Source organism: Pseudomonas sp. KH_021, assembly GCF_057838865.1.
The window spans coordinates 3,126,129-3,146,413 of record NZ_CM174477.1; the positions used below are offsets into that span (position 1 = coordinate 3,126,129).

The following is a 20,285-nucleotide window of genomic DNA, read 5'->3' on the forward strand; positions in this document are numbered from 1 at the left end:
AAGTGCCCTTATGCTGTGCTCATGTACTGTTCTTTTTGGTTCGATGCCACCAGCGCGGTTTTACCTCCTGCTCTTGGGGCGGAAACGCCGTGCTCATGCTTCCATACTGCTTCCCGTCTGGAAACCAACCGTCCTGTTTGGCCTCATCAAAAATGACTTGTCCCACTCTAGGGGCATACCCCTCCAGCATTTTCTTGTTTCTTTCCACGATAAGCAGTCCATGACTCCGTAGGTCAGCGCAAAGTAGGTCGCCCAGAAATATGATGTCATCAGTGCAGGAGTAGATCGCTTGGATCGTGTCGCCGTACTCTTGATTGATAGACCCTTGAGCGTTTGGTGTGCCGAAATACATGTTTTCAAGCGCCATCCCGTTAGGGAATTTTTCTTCGCTGAAAGTGGCGATAAGGGCATTTCTTCTTGCAATTGCAATGTTCAGATTCATGACGCTTTGCGCAATGGTCGCCACAAGGGATGCAGGGCGACCTGCAACGGTTAAGCGGCCAAGCACAATATCTTGAAGGTGGGCGATTGGCAGGGATAATTCAGGCAAGCTCCGCATGTCAATAATGGGCTTGGAAGTGGCTTTTACTTTTCCTGATGATGCGTCTGCTAAGTGTGCTTGGCGATCTTTGAGCACGCCGTCGTAGGTGGTTTTCAGAGTTTTGACATGCTGTTGTTTGAGTATCAGAGCGCCGTTGGTTATGTTGAACGCGAGTGTTATTGCGGTATTGGTAGCACGAAGTTCGCCCACCAGCGTCTCGCGTAGCTTGCCCCGTTCAGCGATGCGTTGCGCAGCCCATGCGCCTGCGAAGGCCCCCGCCAAGGCGGCAGTGAATCCCGAATTTGCAAAGTCTTTAATGCCCTCCCAGGCTTGGATTAGCGCCGCCCTGGAAGGAAGTTCTGCTACCAGGCTGCACAGTGCTGCTGCGAATTCGTCCACTTGCGAACCCCTGTTCCGAATTGGGCAGTGTGCCGATGTTCAAAGCGCTGCACGGGCGGCACACTGGCCAAGTATCGCCCATGCAATCAAGACGGCCATGATGTTGTCGCGTGATGCTTCGCCAGGCTTCTGAGCCTGGCATTGGGCAACATCTTTGTCACTTCGTATAGCCGTCCAGATCGTTCGATATCCGACTATGCTTCTATCCAACTGTACAGCGTCGATCAGCTAACCTCCCGTTCTGTTGATGGAGTAAGGACCCATGAGACTGAGCCTTGCTTTGCTAGGCGCCGCAGTGATCCTCAGCGGCTGTACTCTGGCATCCAAAACCTACACCTCCGACGGTCGAGAAGGGTACAGCCTCAACTGTTCAGGCACAGCGTTGAGCTGGGGAGGATGCCTTGAAAAGGCCGGATCCTTGTGCGGTGCTCGCGGGTACGATGTACTGGAGCGCTCGGGGGATACCGGGAGCGTGGCGGGGGGTGGCGGGTACAGTATGTTTGCTGGATCTGTCATCACCAGAACCATGCTGATTGCGTGCAAATAAGTTCGCGGAGAATCGAAGGTCATGAAGATGAGCCAGACAGCGTTCTTCAGATACCTTGGCGCCCCGCTTGCCAACTTTCGCTGGTCGTGGGGTGGGGTGCGTGCGAAAGACGGTGCTGTATTCTTGCGGGTGTGGAAAGACCGTGAGCGGCTTTCCGGCGTGCGTCGCTTAATGATGGTTCTCCATCAAACAAAGTATGCTGGTGATGAAAAGCCTGGCTACAGGGAGAGGAGGAGGCACATTGCTCTAATCCGTCAGGGGGCACCCTGCTACATGGTGGTGTGCCGTGCCAAAGACGAAATCAGCGACCCTCGTAGAATCAAGTGTGTCAACGCTGATGAAGTGCTTGTTGGCGGGGAGGTCGTTGAGTGCGACGGGGACACGTGGATCGAAGTAGTCTCGAGCGCACCCGTCGCATCAGTGTTGTGATCCACTATGTGCACCGATTTATTCCCCACGCTGCCAGCGAGCCAGGTCGCCGAGGCGTTCGGCCTCCCTGAGAAGGATGTCCACCCCGTGCAGGACGTTCTGTGGCGTCGGCCCGCTGGCACAGTTGCAGGCCATGTCCGTGGCCGTGATGAGGGTGGCGAACTGGACCCGCCTCGGCAGGCTGGTGAAGGTTTGATCCAGCCAGTGCAGGTCGAGAACGGCCAGTGTCGGGTCAGCTTCAGCAGCCTTGAGCAGCGGGGCGGATGCTGCCAGTTCGACCACTTCCCTGGCGTCGAGCCGTGCCTTCAAGCGCTTGAAGGCGAAAGCGTTGAGGTCATGAATGCTCATGGTCAACGGCCTCCTGCACAGAGAACAGGCTTTGAGCATTGGGCTGCTTGAGGTACGCCCCGCGTTGCTCGGGAGTCGCCAGTGCCCACTGCGCGGCGTTGCGCCAGCAGGTGATGTGCAAGTTCTTGTTCTCGCTGCCCACTTGCACGCGCGTTTTCTTCGATTCGCAGCCACGGGCGTTGAGTACTTTGCCGAGGGTGGTGCGGTTCACGTCCCTCGACAGCTGCCCTCGCAGCGCACCATTGACATTGATGGTCACACAAAGCTCGCCAACAACTCCAAAGTCCTTGTCGAAGGGCGTGCGGTGCTCTTCGATCAGATCGTCTATTAACGTGGCAAGCTCGCTTCGTGCCGCTAGCTGCATGGCCCTTGACCCTTCAGTCTGAGGTACAGGGGCGAAGGCGTCCCAATCTTTGGAGAACACCCAATTGTGCAGCACGCCTGCCAGCAGTGCTGGGCCAACCCCGTCGATCCATTCACCGAATGCCTTGTAGTAGGCATCGTCCTTGCGCTCTTCCAAGCAGCGCATGACCAGCACACGGCCGTCGTTTTCCATCAGCGGCAAGGCGTCTTCGTTGTTCGTGGTGATGATGTAGTGCGCGATGTTCATGATCTCTTTGGCAGCGCGGCCCTTACCCTCGAAGGTCACTACCGGCTCGCTCACCATGTTCTTGAACTTCTCGTAGCCGTCCTGCTTGTCACTGCGCGCCATCTCGTTGATGACCACGATGCGCTTGTGCTCGACCACGTCATCGAAACTCTTGTTGATCGCGGCACCCGTTGTGCTGGCCACCATGGTTGGGCCAAAGATCTTGGCGATCAGCCGGTGCAGCATGGACTTGCCCACCCGCCCATACTTGGAGTACATCAGCACCGCTGTGGGCATCTTGGCCCCAGGGTGCTGGTACAGCCAAGCCAGCCAGTTCAGGAAGAACATCACCGCGACGGCATCACCGCCAGCGATGTACATCAGGTGGTTCAGCAGGATCATGATGTCTTCATGGGTGGCGTTGTGGTCCGGGGCCGCCATCGTTTCCTTGAGCTTGTGCCAGCGGTTGTAGACGTCCGGCGCTGCGTCGATCTCCTCTCGTTCGCTTTTTTCAGTTGGCTCCATGACGACTCGGCGCACCACGCGGCGTTCTTCTGCGCTCCAGTCCCACCAGACGATGCCGGCGTCCTTCACCGTTTCTTTACCCTCGTCGTCAACGAAAACCACGCGGCCATAGTGCTTGGAGCAATACTGCCTGAAACTCTCCTTGCACATCCTGTCGCCGCTGGCTTTGTGGTATGCCTCCGGGGTCTTGCCTGAGAGGAAGATAAAGTCTTCGGAGATGTACCGCAGGATCTCGTGGGACTCTTTGTCGATTTTCGGCCCCCCGCCTTCGGGCTTAGTGTCGTTGCCTGATGTTTCGCTAGTCTGACTCATGTGTTACCCCCTCCAGGTGGCGCGCAGGGCGTCCTCCCGGGCATTCTGTTGCTCAGTGTTTGGTTTACAGTGCCTAGGAGCCTAAGTTCAGACGTTCAGATGGCTGCGCTCTAACGGCGCGGCTCATTTCATGCGGAATACAGCGCTTACGACTTCGGAAGTTATGCACTTGCCGGGGTTTTTTATACTCGAGAGTTATGCGGGTTGTTTGGCGTTACGAGTGTGTCTTGCAGCGCGATAAACCACACGTTGCTCGGCGTTCTTTTCCTTGATCCAAGCCATGACTTCTTCCCGAGGCCATGCAACACGGGCCGGGCGTCCACTAGAACGCATCATGCCTAACTGAACTGGGGCGGGGAAATATCCAAGGTGGCACCAGTCTTCCAGAGTTGTGTCGCTGATCCCTAGTGTTTGACGAACTTCAGGTCTGAACATATAAACGCATTGAATCTCTACTGCGTCCCGCGTAATTGGGTAGACTGGTTCTTCGCTTGGTACATTCATCACATTCACCTCTATTTGCCGCCCGGTGTTTGGTGTTGCCGCTGACTTCTATGTTAATGCGGTATCGGGAATGAGTAATGGTTTGGGCACTAGTTTCGCCCATACCGTTCGTCAGAAACGGCGCCAGCCCACGAGATACGCGGACTTGGCGACACGCAATTTTTATTGCGGGTCTGTACCTGCTCGAAGTTTGTCGAGGTAATTCGCCCACGCCTGCATGGCCGCTGTCCGCCCCTTGAGTAACTGTGCCCGTGCATAGGCCGCCCCTAAGCCAGACGCGAGTGGCTGGGTGTGGCTTAAGCACATCTCAAGCACCAGCGGGTCAAGGTCTAGGACTTCATGACCCAAGGTGCGGAACTGGCTACGGAAGCCATGGGCAGTAATCTCGCCACGCGTGTAACCCAACCCATTGATCAGGCGGCTGAGCAACGAGTCCACCGTTATCGGTTTGTTCTTGCCATATTTTGAAGGGAACACCCAGTCGGAAACCTTTGCCTGAACCCTGCGTTCTTCCAGGATGGCAAGCGCCTGAACGGGCAGGGGCACAATGTGGCCCTTGCCTGTCTTGGAGACAGTGAACTCCCAGCGTGCCACGGCCACGGCCATGTCCAGCTGATCCCAGCGCATGAGCGTGATCTCCACCGGTCGCACCGCCAGCATCACCAGCAGCCGCAATGCCGCGCCAACGCTGTCATGGGCGCCGTGGTGTGCATCCAGCTTGCGCAGCAACTCACCCAGTTTGATCGGGTCGAGAATCGCCGGGTGCTCTTTCGCCTTGTGTTTCGGTCGCAGGTCGCTACGGTTGGCCGCAACGTTGCGCTCCACCAGACCCTCACCCTCGGCGAAATCCAACACACGTTTAATCAAGCCGAGCGTGTGAATCGCCGTCACCTTGGATTCCACCTTGAGCGTATTAACCAGTGCCTTGACCTGGTTATACTTCAAGTCTGCGACGGGTATCGCACCGATGTGGGGGTTGGCGTGCTTACGCAACCTGCTTTCATAGCTGTCCAGGGTGGCGTCGGTCAGCCTTTCGTCATCAGTCAGAGAACGCTTATGCTCCATGAACATCGCCGCCACCCGCTCAAAGGTATTCACTACCCTGGCGGCTTGCACTGCGGCTGCGGCTCTCTCGGCAGCGACTGCAGCCCGTCCGACCTCGACCGGGTCAACCCCCTGTTTGATCATCCTCTTGGCTCCTTCCGCCTTGGCGCGGGCATCACGCAAACCAACCTCGGGATAGACACCAAGCGCCAGCCTTCGCTCCTTGCCGTCCAATCTGAACTTGAGCCGCCAGAGCTTCGAACCGGACGGCGTCACCTCCAGGTACAGGCCAGGCGTGTTAGCACCGTCGCTGAGTTTGACGGACTTTTCGGGGGTCTTATGGGCTCTGATTTCGGTGTCGCTGAGTTCTTTCTTGACGCGCTTCATGGTGCCGGTCGACCTTCAAAAATAGGGGCATCGCCTAAAAATTGTGCCCCTAATTTGGTCGGGAGACAACACGTAACCTCGGGCAACAATACCCAACACCGGAACCGCAAGCCCCGTGTTTACTGGTCATTGCACATGGCGAGCCGCGACGTAGACGGTTCGTCGTTGAACGGGGTCTACAACTGATGGCGAGCATTCCAGGGAATGGAGAGATTTACCTCTGGCGGTTGGACCGCAAGGAACATGCACCGACCTGGTTCAGCGGGATCGGTGCCGAGCTTGGCGGTGGACGCTGGAATTCAAAAGGGGTCAAGGCCGTGTATGCCTCGGCCGATCCATCTACGGCCATTCTTGAAGTGGCCGTTCACAAGGGCTTTCGGGCTTTGGACAGCGTCGCTCATGTATTGACCGGTGCACGGGTGACTGACCGCAAACAGGTTCACCTGCTCTACCCGGACGCACTGCCCAATGCCAACTGGCTGGTGCCGGGCACTCCGGGTATTGGCCAGCAGCAGTTCGGTAATCAATTGCTGGCCCGGCATCCGTTTATCCTGATTCCTTCCACCGTTTCACGACATAGCTGGAACGTGCTGATGAATCCAGACTTGGCGGATGGCTTGTTCGAGGTGATCAGCCAGGAACACTTTGCTCTTGATACACGTTTGAACCCGCCGCTTTAGCACTCTGACTGGGGGAGGGGGCTGGGATTGGTTTGCTGCCTGCAATATCTGCAATATCTGCAATATCTGACGCAGGTATGATTCAAAAACGCACAAGGCAAGTGAATGGACCGATACGCCCCGCGCCAGTGGCTACCCCACGAAAAGCCTTCACTGCCAGGTTCACCCTCGACGCCCCTGCATTCCAATCGCAAGCGCCTAACGCATCCCCGTTCCGTGCGCATCACGGTAGACCCGGACCAGCCGCAAGTGCAGCGGCTTCGGCCGGGGATGTCGGTGGTGGTCCGCATTGATACTGATTTTGTGGGAGAGGGGGATCGGGGAGTAAAAGACGTCCTACCCACACAGAATTAAAATGCGCGATGGCATGAGTATTCAGGGGTGAGTACAAATGTACTCCTGAGTGCGGCAGCCCACTCTGTCTGCCTATGATGGGCAGGGTACAGCGATTTTTCTTAGCACAGAATGTTATAACTCAACTAAATAGACATTTAGTTGAGTTATAACATTCTATGCTTTCTACAGCCGAATAGGGCTTGTATTGCGTCGAGCTCTTCCAGCGCCAACACCCTTATTTAGGGGCTGTTCGACAGATTTTCCATCGACTTGGACAAACTCCATTCACTCGTAAAACAGAGCATTCCAGGTAATTCCGCAAAGGTCGTAAGGCTCAGTTGCACAGACGGCTCGACGATATGCAGGCCCGAGCCATGGGAATTCACGTAGACAAATCCAATCGGACAATCCGTTTCAGTAACGAACGGCGCCCCAGCATTACTGCTTGGATAGCTTCATCGATCACAAAACGCGTCGCTAAGGCACTGCAAAGCTTCGTCCGCTGCGAGTCACGGTGCGGCCGAACGCTCGAATCCAGGTGGCACTGAAGCATCGGTGAAATTCCAAACCGGATGGTTGCTGACATGATTGAGCGCGCGTTGAAGAGTTGGCGTGTGCAGGCTGGAAGCGAGTGTCGAGGCGTAGCTGCCAAGGTTGCTGAGATCAGGCCTGTGGGGTTGATGGCTGTGTTGAAAACCAGCCTCCACTGACCCTGACACACATAGATACAATTACGCATAATGTATATTATGTTAAATTGTGTATTGGGTGGCGGGTGCTGATGTCTGTTTCCACTAACTTGCGACTCCGCCAATTTGAAACTTTTCGTCCTGAATTCGCTCTCTGCTCACCCCTTTGTAATGCAAATTTGAAACTCAAGCGGATGGCGTCACCAGCGACGGGGTCAACCTCGCCTATTGGGAAGCCGGTACGGGCACGCCGTTGATTTTCATCCAGGGCTGGTCAGCCAATGGCGCGTTGTATTTTCACCTCATGCACATCCTCAGCCAGCATTATCACGTGTACGTGCTGGATGTCAGAAACCAGGGACTCTCTGAAAAGGTAGCCTTTGGCACCCGGATTTCCCGATATGCCATGGACGTGAAACAGTTTGCAGATCACCTGGGCGTGTCCCAAGCGGATTACTGCGGTTGGTCGATGGGCGCGGCGATCCTGTGGGCCTACATCGACCTGTTCGGTACACAAGGCATGCGCACGCTGAGCATCATTGACCAGGCGCCCTCGGTTTATTGTCATGAAGACTGGACCGAACAGGAGCGACTGCAAGCCGGGGCGTTCACCACCTCGCCAGAGCGCATGATTGCGTCCTACGCCAAGGGAGCGCCCACCAACCAACTGATCAGCGCGACTCGGGTGCTGGAACGGGCCATTGCCCTGGACTCACCCTACTTACACAACGCAATTAGCCTCGCTCAGGCCGTTGTAGAGGACGACATGGCGTTTATGGAGCGCGTGCTGTTCGATCACGTCACCAACGATTGGCGGGATGTCATCCAGACGAAAATCGATGTTCCAACCGCCATTTTCACCGGCGAATACAGCGACTGGCTGGGCAGCCAACGCTGGATGCATTCAGTCATCGCGGGATCTGCACTGCATGTGTACACCAAGCCCGAACAGGGCGATCACTTCCTGGCGTTGAAGAATCCGGAAAAGTTCGCGACCGACCTGCGAGGCTTTCTGGATAAGTGCTAAGTCAGCGCCTGTCCGGAGAAATCCTTTCTACTGCTCCCATTGAGGATGGGCAAATCGCTCAGCGAGAAAATTGATCAGCACCCGGACTTTGGTCGCCAAGTGCTTGCGGGTGGGATAGACCACGTAGATACCCAGTTCGACGGACTGGTACTCAGGCAGGATCTCAACCAGGTCCCCTGTCCGTAAATCCTTGGCCACCATGAAGCTGGGTTGCAAGGCAATACCGCCCCCCGCCAAGGCGATACTGCGACAGGTATCGCCATTGTTGCAGCGAACAATCGAGCGGGTGCGCACACTTTCACTGCCATCGGGGCCCAAGAACTGCCATTCATTGCCGCTCGCGAAGTTGGTATACGCAATCACTCCGTGCTCTGCCAGGTCTGCCAACGTGCGCACTTGAGCATGGCTCGCCAGATAGCCGGGTGAAGCGCACAGGCACATCCGCGTGCCCGCGAGCCGACGCCCTATCAGTGAAGAGCTTTCCATGCGAGCAATACGCACAGCGGCATCGAAGCCCTCCTCCACAAGATCCACCAGTCGGTCGTTCAAGCTGATGTCCAACTCGACGTTGGGGTAGGCCTTCATGAAGTCGCCCCATAGCGGCGCCAGGTGCAGCACACCGAAACTGACCGGTGCATTTACCCTCAAAACGCCACTGGGTTCCGGTGCGGTGGACGATACGGCCTCCTCGGCCTGATCCATGAGCGCCAGCACTTCGCGTGCCTGGTGGTAAAACTGACGCCCCTCCTCCGTCAATGAAAGCCGTCGGGTCGTGCGGTGCAGAAGCCGCGCACCGAGTCGTTCTTCAAGGCCGCTCACGTAGCGTGAGATAGCCGCCTTCGACATTTCCAAGGGTTGTGCCGCCCCGACAAAACTGCCTTTATCGACCACGGTACAGAAGACCTGCATCTCCAACGCTCTGTCCATCATTGTCTCGATAAGTGGAACGGTTAGTCGCATTTGGCCTTATTTATCTCAGAATCTCAATCTATAAACTGAGCCCATCGAAACGCACATCAAGGCAAATGAGGTCGCGATGAAAATTACAGTAGTGGGTACCGGCAACATGGGTTCGGCGTTTGCCAAACAACTGTCCAGTGTCGGCCACATCGTCAGAATCACAGGCCGCGACATCGACAAGGCTAGAACCTTGGCCGCTCAATTTGACACTGTCAGCGCTTATCCGGCTGCCGAGGCACTGGGTGACAGCGACGTCGTTGTTCTTGCAACCGCTTACGAAGACGCCGTCAAAGCCCTGCAAAGCCTGGGCGATCTGACAGGCAAGGTAGTCATCGACATCACCAACCCACTGAGCGCCGACTATATGTCGCTGACCATCGGTCACGTGACAAGCGCAGGCGAGGAAATTGCCAAAGCAGTACCTCAGGCCCACGTCGTCAAAGCGTTCAACACGCTGTTCGCCCAAGTACTCGCCGACGGCCCGGCATTCGCCAATGACCAACGCGGCAGCGTGTTTGTCGCCAGCGACAGCGTTCGGGCCAAACAGACCGCTACCGCCATGGCACAGAGTCTGGGCTGGAACACGGTTGACGCAGGCGCGTTGGTCAATGCCCGTTACCTGGAGCCATTGGCAGGTCTGAATATCTACCTCGGCTACGGCGCTGGTCTGGGCACTTCCATCGCCCCTGTCTGGCTTAACAAGTAATCATTGAGGAGCACTCACCATGAACACTTCGTTCCCCCTGTTGTTTGTGTCTCATGGTGCTCCGATGTTCGCCATCGAGCCTGGTCTGGCGGGTCAACGTCTGGCCGAACTCGGTCGCGAATTACCTCGACCTGATGCCATCGTCATCCTCTCCCCGCACTGGATGACCCGCGGCGAAATCAGCGTTACGGCGAGCACCGCCCCCGAAACCATTCACGATTTCGGTGGGTTTCCCGACGCCTTATACCAGTTGCGCTACCCGGCACCGGGCGCTCCGGCCCTCGCCGCCCATATCGTTGGCCTGCTGCAGAATGCCGGATGGAAGTCCCGGCTTGACGCCCGTCGAGGTCTGGACCACGGCGCCTGGGTGCCGCTGCTGTATCTGGCCCCTGAAGCCGACATCCCCATTGTTCAGGTATCGATGCCTGCCGGTCTCGACACCTACCAGGCCTGGAAATTGGGCAAAGCCCTCACGCCTCTGCGCGATATGAAAGTGCTGATCGTGGCTTCCGGGAGCCTGACCCATAACTTGTATGAGTTTCGGGGTGCTGACAGCCATGGGGCTGACTACGTGAAAGAGTTTGCTGCCTGGACAGCCCAAACCCTGCAGGCAGGGAACACCGACTTACTGCTGGACTATATGCAGCACGCCCCTTCTGCCGAACGTGCACACCCGACTGACGAGCATTTTCTACCGTTGCTCATCGCCCTTGGCGCGGCCGGCGAACACTATGAAACGCGTGTTCTGGAAGGCGGCGTGAGCTACGGGGTGCTGGCGATGGACAGCTACCTGTTTTCCTCGAACCACAAGGATGGATCTGAATCCATTCAACTCAGTCAGGACATTACAGACCATGGGTGACATGACATTTTCTGAAGCGGCTCGCGAGCCGCAAACGGGCCTGTTTTTCCGCAGAGGGGGCAGTACTTCGGCGCCCAAGGGCCGCCTGCTTTTACTGCATGGCGTCGGTTCAAACGAAGCAAATCTCGCCTCATTGGCCGCATCGCTGCCAGAAGAACTGGAAGTGATTCTGCTGCGCGGTCCGCTGCAGGTTGGCCCTCAAGGCTACGCCTGGTACCAGGTGAACTTCACCAGCAATGGCCCTTCATTCAATCAAGAACAAGCTGAATCCAGCCGGCACCTACTGCAGCGTTTCATCGAAGCACTGCCCAAGTTGCCGACCGTGATCGCCGGCTTCAGCCAGGGCGGCATCATGAGCGCGAGCCTTGGGGTCACCGAGCCCGAGCTGGTTGCCGGGTTCGCAATTTTGAGCGGCCGAATGCTGCGTGAACTGGACCCCCGGGTCGCCTCCGCCGATCGGCTCAAGTCCGTCCGCGCGTTCATCGCCCATGGTCAACAGGACAACGTCCTGCCAGTGGCATGGGCGAAAGAAGCAGACGCCTGGCTGGATCGAATAGGCGTCGCCCACGAAACGCACTTTTACGACATGGCCCACGAGATCGTCGCCGAAGAACTGGCGGACTTCTCACAATGGCTGACCCACACGCTGTCACACTCCAAGTAAACAAAGGAACCGCACCATGATCGACTCACGCACCGCTCCGTATGCTGCACTCGTTATGCGCCTGGCCCTCGGCATTATGTTCATTGCTCACGGTCTGACCAAAGTGCTTGTGTTTACCCCGGCAGGCACCGTAGGCTTTTTTGAATCCATCGGTTTCCCGGGCTTCCTGGCCTACCCGGTCATGGCCTTTGAAGTCATCGGCGGCTTGATGCTGGTGCTGGGTGTCTATGCACGCTGGGTAGCTGCTCTGGCAGTGGTTCAGTTGTTCGTTGCCGCGACGGTCCACTTCGGTAATGGCTGGAGCTTCAGCAACGCCAATGGCGGCTGGGAATATCCTGTCTACCTGGCGGCGACAGCACTGGTCGTCGCGTTGCTGGGTGATGGCGCCATGGCGACAAAAGTGTCCAGCAAAGCCTAAGTCACTGCTGGCTCAAAATCTGTCGACGCTCCGGGGGCTCCCAGCGCGTCGGCAAATTTCGTTTGGTAACCGCGACGAATCACGTCAGGCGCGCTGTCATAAAGCTCACGAAGGCCTTTATCTTGGGCAACGGCTGGCGACTGGATGGCCAGAGAATGCTGAAGGTGCGATGGTCGCGAATGTAGCGATCCAATACCGGCACCAATCGTCCATCAGCGATGGCGTCCTCGACAAAAAAATCAGGGAGGCAAGCTATTCCCTGCCCCGCCTCAGCCATCGCCAATAACGGTTCAATCGCGTTGGCGGTTGCCGACTGTCCCAATTCAACACTGGCCTGCCCTTTTTTTGCCACCAGAGGCCAAGGGTCGAGTTTACCGCTGGTGGGGTATCGGTAACGCAGGCAAGCATGGCTGGACAGATCTGTTGGCCGTGTAGGAACACCCCTTAGTGAAAGATACTGTGGAGATGCCACCAGGCGATGACTGTAGCCGTTGAGCTTTCGCATCATCAGCCGCGAGTCTTCAACCTCACCGATACGCTCATCATTCTTCTCCCGCAACTCACGTTTTGCTCTTTGTCAAAGTCAGGCTCAGTATCACCGAAACCAGGATGATGCCGCCGACTATGGCCAGCGACCATTGGATCGGTATGTGGAGCCACGGCGCGGCCAACATCTTGCCACCGATGAACGCCAGCACGATGGCCAAGCCATACTTGAGCAGGTGGAAGCGGTCAGTCATGTCGGCGAACAGGAAGTACAGCGCGCGCAGGCCCATGATGGCGAAGATGTTGGAGGTGAACACGATGAAGGGGTCGGTGGTGATGGCGAAGATGGCCGGGATGCTATCGACCGCGAACACCAGGTCGCTGGCCTCAATCAGCACCACCACCAGGAACAGCGGCGTCGCCCACCACACGCCATTCTGGCGCACGAAGAATTTCTCGCCGTGAAATCCGTCGGTGATGCGCAGGTGGCCGCGCAGCCAGCGCAGCAACCGGTTCTTGTCGAGATCGGGTTTGTGTTTGGCGAAGATCAGCATCTTGATGCCGGTGATGACGAGCAAGGCGCCGAAGACATAGAGCAGCCAATCAAACTCCGACACCAGCCAGACACCGGCGAGAATCATGACGGCACGCATGACGATAGCGCCGAGCACGCCATACAGCAGCACCCGGCGCTGCAATTCCGGTGGTACGGCGAAGTAGCCGAAAATCATGACGAAGACGAACATGTTGTCGACCGACAGCGACTGCTCGATCAGGTAGCCCGTCAGGAACTCAAGCGTCTTGCGCTGGGCGACCTCAGCGTCAAGTGTGCCGTTCAGATACCACCAGAGCAGTACGGCGAAGACCAGCGCCAGGCCGACCCAGGCGATGACCCAGGCCAGAGCCTCCCGGAGCGAAACGCGATGCGACTTGCGCCCGCCGAAGACGAACAGGTCCAGCGCCAACATGGCGATGACGAAGACTATGAAAGCGGCCCACATCCAGGGTTCGCCGATGCTCATGGGGGGCTATTCCACCTCCTTCATAGGGGCATGCTCCAGCGCAGCGGCGGATGCATCATGAACAGCCGCTTGAGTCCGCTGCCACCTCCGGTGCTCCGCCGGATAGCGACCCGATATGAGCGACTGGCCAGGAACTATCTGCTGATGTTGAGCCTCGTGTCTGCCGTCGTCATTTGGCTGGACTGATTGAGAACGCCCTGTAGTAGCACCCCAACAACCGATCAATCATCGCCATCACACTTGACCTCTTTTTTGTACTCATCTCGCTTGGCTTCGATCTTGACCTTGCAACCACGCTCCCAGAATTCGTCTTTCCATTCGCCGCGACGCCAACTGGCGCCGCGGCCATCTGGGCATTTGATCTCTTCCTTGTATTCATCGTCTTTGGATTCGATTTTTACTTTGCATGGCCCGTCCCTGTACTCGTCCTTCCACTCGCCACCCTCGTGTCCGCCTCGCCGGTAATCCGCTGACGCTGGCGTCAACATGACTGAGCCAACCGCAGCCACCACCCACATACCAAGCATAGGTCTCACACTCATCTCACTACCTCTGTAATAGAAAGACACTACGCGGCAGGCCAAGTTTTCCCGTAGCCCACCGTATCAGCGTCTTGATCGTAACGGTGTGCTTGCAGGTGATACGACAATGATTTCCGGCAGGTTTCTCCTTTAACGAGAAGAAACAGCGTACTAATCGTCGGAAAGGAAAGATTATAGGTAGAGGGCTGCAGTTGTGCGGCCCTCCTATGACTTTCGACTTCTGAGAATGGCCGACTTTAGCCGAACTAAGGCAGTTGCGACAGGTGAAAACTGACCGACAGGGATAGTCCCTCTCACTGTTCGAGACTCTCGGCAGGGCTGACAGCTGCCTGCCGCCCGCGTTCGAGGTCGACACCAGCCAGGATCAGCAGGCCAACCACGAAATAGCTGCCGGTAATCAGCATCGCCAGGCGGTGATCGCCGCCGGACAACCAGTTGGTCAGGCCGTAAGTCATGGGGCCGAGGATTGCCGACAGTTTGACCGCCTGCCCCCAGAGGCCGAAAAACTCCGCCAGGCGCGTCGGCGGCGCCAGCAGACCGACTATCGCGCGGCCGGCCGATTGGCTGGCGCCCATGCACAGACCGGCGAGGTTGGCCGCCAGCCAGAACAGCCCGGGGCCGCGCGCGATCCAGACCAGACCGACCATGCCGAGCCAGCCCAGCAGGGTCAGTGCCAGCGTGGCGCGATGGCCGAGGCGATCCTGCAGCCAACCGAACAGCACGGCACCGATGGAGGCCGTGATATTCACCACGAAAATCAGCAGCAGCGTGTCCTGGGTACTGAAGCCCATGACCTGATTGGCATAGATGGCCGCCAGGGTGATCACCGCCGAGATACCGGCCTGGTAGCAGACGGTGCAGGCAAGGAAGCGCAGCAGGTCGCGATAGCGGTCGGCTTCGCGCAGCGTCTGCGCCAAGCGCGCCAGTGCCGCTTGCGCGATAGGCGTGTCGCCGCGCCCTGGCTGCGGCTGGCTGCGTTCGCGCAGGAACAGGAAGGTCGGTACGCTGGCGACGGCGAACAAGGTCGCGGTGATCAGCATGCACACCGGCACGAACTGCGCCGCAGTCTGGCCCTGCGCCTGGGCCCAGCTGACGAAGGCCAGGCAGGCACCCAGGCTGACCAGGCCGCCGATATAGCCGAACCCCCAGCCCCAACCGGACACTTTGCCCAAGGCATCTGCACGGGCGAGTTGGGGCAGGAAGGCGGCGATCAGGTTCTCGCCGCTGCCGAAGCAGAAGTTCGATAGCACGATGAAAAGGATCGCGACACCGAGCTCTCCCGGCCCGGCCAGCGCGAGTCCAGAGGTAAAGGCGACGCAACCGACCGTGCTGAACAGCAGCAGGCGCTTCTTGCAGGCGAAGGCGTCGGCGTAGGCGCCGATCAGCGGCGCGGTCAGGATGATCAGGACATAGGACAGAGCGGTGGCGCTGGTCCAGGCCAGCGTAGCCCAGGCTTCGCCCTCGGCGACCACCGCGACGAAGTAGGCGTTGAACACGGCGGTGATCACCACAGTCGTGTAGCCGGAGTTGGCGAAATCAAACATCGCCCAGGCCCAGATTTCTCGGCGTGTCACTCCGGGGGCAAGGCTGGCTGGCATGGTGATCTCTCTGTAGGCCTGTGGCGAGGGGGCTTGCCCCCTCGCCACAGGTGTGATGTTCGTCTCACAGTCCTTACCTGACTGGCATTGAGCCTAGCCCTGGCTCAGCCATCCTGCGAGCACTCCAGTCCAGGAAGGCATTCCCAGTCGCCGCGATAGGCGCATAATGGCAATGGGCAAGGATCTACACACAGAGTGTTTTGTCATGAGGGGTCGCCGATGTCTCCTCCGCCTCCAGAAACCCGCGCCGCTCCCCGTTCCGATGTGGACGCGGAAAAATTGCTCGAAATTGTCCAGCGCACCGTGGTCGAGTTGCGCCCGCAGGCGGCAGAAGGTTTGCAAGTCACCTTGCACAGTGTGCTGGATCGGGACCTGGGCGTAGATAGCCTGGCCCGGGTCGAGCTCTGGTCACGCATCGAGCACGAGTTCGGTGTGCACTTGCCGGAATCCCTGTTCGCCTCGGCGGACACCCCCGGCGATGTACTGCGCGTGTTGCACGGCAGGCAGGGCGCCGAGACGGTACACCCGCTGCCCTCCAGCGACTCCAGCGAGATCCTGGCAGCAACGGAACAGACGCCGGACGCCGCGCGGACCTTGATCGAGGTGCTGGAGTGGCATGTGCGCCATCAGCCGCAGTACCCCCACGTGCGTCTGCTGGGTGAAAGCGACCAGCCGGAAGACATCAGCTATGGCGCGTTGCACCAGAGAGCCCAGGCCGTTGCCGCGGGGCTGCAACGCATTGGCTTACAGACCGGTCAAACCGTGGCGCTGATGCTGCCCACCGGGCGCGACTTTCTCCATGGCTTTTTCGGCATCTTGTTGGCCGGTGGTGTGCCGGTGCCCATCTACCCACCGCTGCGCCTGTCGCAGATAGAAGATCATCTGCGCCGCCAGGCCGGCATCCTGCGCAACGCCGAAGCCAAAGTGCTGATTACCGTGACGGAGGCAAAGCTGCTCGCCCGGCTGCTCCGGCCGCAGGTCCCGAGCCTGACGCGCATTGCCAGCGTGGCCGAGCTGACAGGCGCGGGGCGCGAGTGCATCACACCGCCGCGGCAACCGGATGACATCGCCTTCCTGCAGTACACTTCGGGCAGCACTGGCCAGCCCAAAGGCGTGATGGTCAGCCACGCCAATCTGCTGGCCAATCTGCGCGCCATGGGTGGGGTGCTGAAAGTGGGGTCGAAGGACGTGTTCGTCAGCTGGCTGCCCATGTACCACGACATGGGCCTGATCGGTGCCTGGTTGGGCAGTCTGTATTACGGCTACAGCCTGGTGCTAATGTCGCCGTTGGCTTTCCTCGCGCGACCGGCGCGGTGGCTATGGGCGATAGACCGCTTTCACGGCACCTTATCGGCGGCGCCTAACTTCGCTTACGAGCTGTGCCTGAGCAAACTCGCTGACGACGACCTCGAAGGCCTGGACCTGAGCAGTTGGCGCATGGCCTTCAACGGTGCCGAGCCGGTCAGCCCGGATACTTTGCAGCGCTTCACCGAACGTTTCGCCAGCTACGGCTTTGCGCCCACCGCGATGGCGCCCGTCTATGGCTTGGCCGAGGCCACGTTAGGCGTGGCCTTTCCTCCCTTGGGCCGAGGGCCGCTGATCGACAGGGTGCAGCGCGAGGCGTTCCAGGTCCGCGGCAATGCACTGCCCGCCGAAGCGGACGCCAGCGCAACGCTGCGCTTCGTCTCCAGCGGCCGGTCGCTGCCGGGCCATCAGATTCGCATCGTCGATGGCCGCGGGGTCGAACTCCCCGAGCGCAGCGAAGGTCACCTGCAATTTCGCGGGTCGTCCACCACCGGTGGCTACTACCGTAACCTCGATGAGACCCGCCGGGTGCTGCGCGATGGCTGGTTCGACTCGCTCGACTTCGCCTACATGGCCGGTGGTGAGGTCTACCTGACCGGCCGCGCCAAGGACCTGATCATCCGTGCAGGACGCAATATCTACCCCTACGATGTCGAAGCGGCGGTCGGCAATGTGCCCGGTCTGCGCAAAGGCTGCATCGCGGTGTTCGGCAGTCCTGACCCGGCCACCGGTACCGAGCGCCTGGTGGTATTGGCGGAAAGCAACGAGAAGGAAGCTGGCGCGCGGCAACGCCTGCAGCAGGAGGTCAACCGCATCGTGGTCGACCTCACCGGGGTGGCGCCCGACGATATCGTACTGGCGCCACCGCATAGCGTATTGAAGACCTCCAGCGGCAAGATTCGCCGTGCCGCCAGCCGCGAACTGTATGAGCGCGGCGAAGTGGGTCGGCCGCACCTCGCCGTGTGGCGCCAGCTACTGCGCCTGGTGCTGCAGGCCGTACGCGGGCATTTCGGCCGCAGCTGGCGAACCTGCCGTGCCGCGCTGTATGCCGCTTACATCTGGCTGTTGTTCTGGCTGGTCACGCCGCTGACCTGGCTGGGCGTCGCGCTCCTGCCGCGCCAGCGTTGGTGCCGCAGCTTTACCCGGGCGGCCGCACGGCTGTTCGTGCGCTTGGCGGGGGTGCCGTTCAGCGTCACCGGGCTGGAGCGCCTGCCTGAGTCAGGGGGCAGCGTGCTGGCCGCAAACCATGCCAGCTACCTCGACGGCGTCATTCTCTGCGCGGCCTTGCCGCCGCGGTTCAACTTCGTTGCCAAGCGCGAACTGGCTGACCAGTGGATCGCCGGCCTGTTCCTGCGCAAGCTCGGCGCCCGCTTCGTCGAACGCTTCGACCTGCAGCGCAGCGCCGCAGACACCGAGCTCCTGGCCGAGGCGCTACAGGCTGGCCAGCCCCTGGTGTTCTTCCCCGAGGGAACCTTCACCCGCGAGCCAGGCTTGCGCACCTTCCACATGGGCGCCTTCGTGCTCGCCGCGCGTGTCGGCGTGCCGCTGCTGCCGGTCGCAATCTGCGGCGCGCGCAGGGTGCTGCGCGACGGTCAGTGGTTCCCGCGCCACGGTGCAATCCACGTCAATGTCTGCCCCCCGCTGGTGGCAGAAGGTCCGGACTGGGTAGAGGCAATCAAGCTGCGGGATGCAACGATAGCGGTGCTGCTGGAGCACCTGGATGAATCTGAACGGGCCCAGCGCACAGGTTAGGCGACTACTTAGGGAGACGCTGCATAAATAGCCAACCGCCCCCGACCCTTGGCACACTGCACACCTTCAGCCAGCCATCCTCTTCGTGAGCCTCGTTACCCGACATGCAGAAGACCTTCTCCGAACTCGAATACGCCGGCAAGAAAAAGCGAACTCGCCGCGATCGTTTCCTGACTGATATCGAGCAGTTGGTGCCCTGGGCGCAATTGGAGGCGCAGGTGGCGCCGTTTTACGGCGACACCACAGGCAGGCGCGGGCGCCCCGCGATTGGGTTGTCGCGCATGCTGCGCATGTATGTCGTGCAGCAGTGTTTCGGTTTCTCCGATGAAGGTACCGAAGATGCTGTTTACGACAGCCAGGCCATTCGTGGATTTATGGGCATTGACCTGGGCCGCGAGTCGGCACCGGACGCCACTACCTTGCTGCGTTTTCGCCGCTTGCTGGAAACCCATCAGCTGACACGGGTGCTGTTTGAAACGATCAACCAGCATCTGGCCAATCGTGGTCTGTTGCTCAAGGAAGGCACCATTGTCGATGCCACCCTGATCGCCGCACCGCCCTCGGTCAAGAACCGAGAAGGCAAGCGCGACCCTGAGATGCATCAGGCCAAAAAAGGCAATCAGTGGCACTTTGGGATGAAGGCCCACGTTGGCGTCGACGCCACGTCGGGGCTGGTGCACAGCCTGGTGGGGACGGCGGCCAACGTGGCCGATGTCACCCAGGTCGACAAGCTGCTACACGGTGCCGAAACCTATGTCTCGGGAGATGCTGGATACACCGGTGCGGACAAGCGAGCGGAGCATGCTGAACGGGACGTTATCTGGTCGATTGCAGCACGGCCAAGCAGCTACCAGCATCACGGCAAAGACAGCGTGCTGTACAGGGCCAAGCGCAAGATCGAATACGCCAAGGCGCAACTGCGTGCCAAGGTAGAGCATCCGTTCCAAGTGATCAAAGTGCGCTTCAATCATCGCAAGGTGCGTTACCGCGGGCTGGAAAAGAACACCGCGCAGTTGTTTAGTCTGTTCGGGTTGGCCAATCTGATGCTGGCCAAGCGGTATTTCCAGCGCATGGCGGGATAAATCCGTCTGAAAGGCGGGGTTGGCCCGCTAATTAGCAAAATGGGGCCTGAAATCGGCCCCAGAAACGTGGAATAAGACCGGTAGGGCGAAAAAACCGGTTTGAAAATGGGGCTCGGTATGAATCGGTGATTTGTTCAGCGTCTCCTTAGCCCACCACACGGGACCGTTAACGAGTGGAACTAATTAGTTTTATCCAGCTTTTAATTCCACTAATGAGTGATTAATTTGTGGAATTAACCGTAAAAACAATAGATTGCAGCGTTCCACTAGTTATCAAATGGTCATAGCTGGCCATCTGTGACCGTTAGCCATAGAAGCTAATCCTGCAATCAAAAGATACACGTAGTCGACTCGGGTACGAATCCTTGAAAGCGCTTCATGATCGATGCGCAGCAGGCTCAAGTACTTCATTTTTTGACGGCTAAATAATTACTAACTCGCTCATCCCCGATGAGTGCATTGAAAGCTAAAACAGCGGCGGTATCGTTTTTTCGGATAATTGTGTCGCTTTGCCATCTATGACTCACCCCA

The 20,285-nt window shown here is 58.6% G+C and carries 17 protein-coding genes and 1 pseudogene; 8 read left to right on the forward strand and 10 right to left on the reverse strand.

The genetic code is table 11. From position 1 onward, the window contains the following. Positions 1–19: 19 nt before the first annotated feature. The 5 genes from AC3IX4_RS14510 to AC3IX4_RS14530 all read right to left on the reverse strand — a co-directional run bounded on the left by AC3IX4_RS14510 (position 20) and on the right by AC3IX4_RS14530 (position 5,625). Complete coding sequence (locus tag AC3IX4_RS14510) at positions 20–940, reverse strand: hypothetical protein (RefSeq protein WP_489256151.1); 921 nt, start codon at positions 938–940, stop codon at positions 20–22. Between the two features lie 994 nt (positions 941–1,934). After that, entirely contained in the window at positions 1,935–2,264 is a 330-nt protein-coding gene (locus AC3IX4_RS14515) for a hypothetical protein (protein WP_489256152.1), read from the reverse strand. Then, positions 2,251–3,690, reverse strand: a complete 1,440-nt coding sequence (locus AC3IX4_RS14520; protein ID WP_489256153.1) for a primase-helicase family protein — start codon at positions 3,688–3,690, stop codon at positions 2,251–2,253. Before AC3IX4_RS14520 ends, AC3IX4_RS14515 begins: the two co-directional genes overlap by 14 nt. Before the next feature lie 195 nt (positions 3,691–3,885). Continuing rightward, complete coding sequence (locus tag AC3IX4_RS14525) at positions 3,886–4,194, reverse strand: helix-turn-helix transcriptional regulator (protein ID WP_489256154.1); 309 nt, start codon at positions 4,192–4,194, stop codon at positions 3,886–3,888. 162 nt (positions 4,195–4,356) lie between these two features. Then, positions 4,357–5,625 (reverse strand): tyrosine-type recombinase/integrase, encoded by a 1,269-nt coding sequence (locus AC3IX4_RS14530; protein WP_489256155.1) that lies wholly within the window; start codon positions 5,623–5,625, stop codon positions 4,357–4,359. A gap of 185 nt (positions 5,626–5,810) precedes the next feature. Here AC3IX4_RS14530 and AC3IX4_RS14535 point away from each other — a divergent pair, with 185 nt between their 5' ends. Next, on the forward strand, positions 5,811–6,305 hold the full coding sequence (locus AC3IX4_RS14535; protein WP_489256156.1) for an RES family NAD+ phosphorylase: 495 nt from the start codon (positions 5,811–5,813) through the stop codon (positions 6,303–6,305). Positions 6,306–7,532: 1,227 nt separating this feature from the next. After that, a pseudogene (locus tag AC3IX4_RS14540) lies at positions 7,533–8,357 on the forward strand (alpha/beta fold hydrolase); the annotation flags it as partial. A gap of 27 nt (positions 8,358–8,384) precedes the next feature. Here AC3IX4_RS14540 and AC3IX4_RS14545 read toward each other — a convergent pair. Then, positions 8,385–9,284, reverse strand: a complete 900-nt coding sequence (locus AC3IX4_RS14545) for a LysR family transcriptional regulator (RefSeq protein WP_489256157.1) — start codon at positions 9,282–9,284, stop codon at positions 8,385–8,387. Positions 9,285–9,393: 109 nt separating this feature from the next. Here AC3IX4_RS14545 and AC3IX4_RS14550 point away from each other — a divergent pair, with 109 nt between their 5' ends. The 4 genes from AC3IX4_RS14550 to AC3IX4_RS14565 are packed head-to-tail and all read left to right on the forward strand — an operon-like array spanning position 9,394 to position 11,967. Further along, the gene (locus AC3IX4_RS14550) at positions 9,394–10,023 is read left to right on the forward strand and encodes an NADPH-dependent F420 reductase (protein ID WP_489256158.1); all 630 of its coding nucleotides are present in this window, start codon (positions 9,394–9,396) and stop codon (positions 10,021–10,023) included. Between the two features lie 19 nt (positions 10,024–10,042). Then, positions 10,043–10,885 carry a DODA-type extradiol aromatic ring-opening family dioxygenase gene (locus AC3IX4_RS14555; RefSeq protein WP_489256159.1) on the forward strand — a complete coding sequence of 281 codons (843 nt, stop codon included), beginning with the start codon at positions 10,043–10,045 and terminating at the stop codon, positions 10,883–10,885. Continuing rightward, entirely contained in the window at positions 10,878–11,549 is a 672-nt protein-coding gene (locus AC3IX4_RS14560) for an alpha/beta hydrolase (protein WP_489256160.1), read from the forward strand. Before AC3IX4_RS14555 ends, AC3IX4_RS14560 begins: the two co-directional genes overlap by 8 nt. A gap of 16 nt (positions 11,550–11,565) precedes the next feature. Next, entirely contained in the window at positions 11,566–11,967 is a 402-nt protein-coding gene (locus AC3IX4_RS14565; RefSeq protein ID WP_489256161.1) for a DoxX family protein, read from the forward strand. A 79-nt stretch (positions 11,968–12,046) separates the two neighbouring features. Here the strand turns inward: AC3IX4_RS14565 and AC3IX4_RS14570 are convergent, their stop codons facing one another. From AC3IX4_RS14570 to AC3IX4_RS14585, 4 genes are all read right to left on the reverse strand, one after another. Further along, a complete protein-coding gene (locus AC3IX4_RS14570) occupies positions 12,047–12,526 on the reverse strand; it encodes a LysR substrate-binding domain-containing protein (RefSeq protein WP_489256162.1) in 480 nt (159 codons plus the stop codon). A gap of 1 nt (position 12,527) precedes the next feature. Further along, a complete protein-coding gene (locus tag AC3IX4_RS14575) occupies positions 12,528–13,475 on the reverse strand; it encodes a TerC family protein (protein WP_489256163.1) in 948 nt (315 codons plus the stop codon). A 221-nt stretch (positions 13,476–13,696) separates the two neighbouring features. After that, the gene (locus AC3IX4_RS14580; protein ID WP_489256164.1) at positions 13,697–14,017 is read right to left on the reverse strand and encodes a hypothetical protein; all 321 of its coding nucleotides are present in this window, start codon (positions 14,015–14,017) and stop codon (positions 13,697–13,699) included. 293 nt (positions 14,018–14,310) lie between these two features. Beyond that, a complete protein-coding gene (locus tag AC3IX4_RS14585) occupies positions 14,311–15,615 on the reverse strand; it encodes an MFS transporter (RefSeq protein ID WP_489256165.1) in 1,305 nt (434 codons plus the stop codon). 219 nt (positions 15,616–15,834) lie between these two features. Here AC3IX4_RS14585 and AC3IX4_RS14590 point away from each other — a divergent pair, with 219 nt between their 5' ends. Together AC3IX4_RS14590 and AC3IX4_RS14595 are read left to right on the forward strand one after the other, a co-directional pair. Beyond that, entirely contained in the window at positions 15,835–18,672 is a 2,838-nt protein-coding gene (locus tag AC3IX4_RS14590; protein ID WP_489256166.1) for an AMP-binding protein, read from the forward strand. Positions 18,673–18,776: 104 nt separating this feature from the next. Further along, positions 18,777–19,754 carry an IS5 family transposase gene (locus AC3IX4_RS14595; RefSeq protein ID WP_489256167.1) on the forward strand — a complete coding sequence of 326 codons (978 nt, stop codon included), beginning with the start codon at positions 18,777–18,779 and terminating at the stop codon, positions 19,752–19,754. The last annotated feature ends 531 nt before the right edge of the window (positions 19,755–20,285 follow it).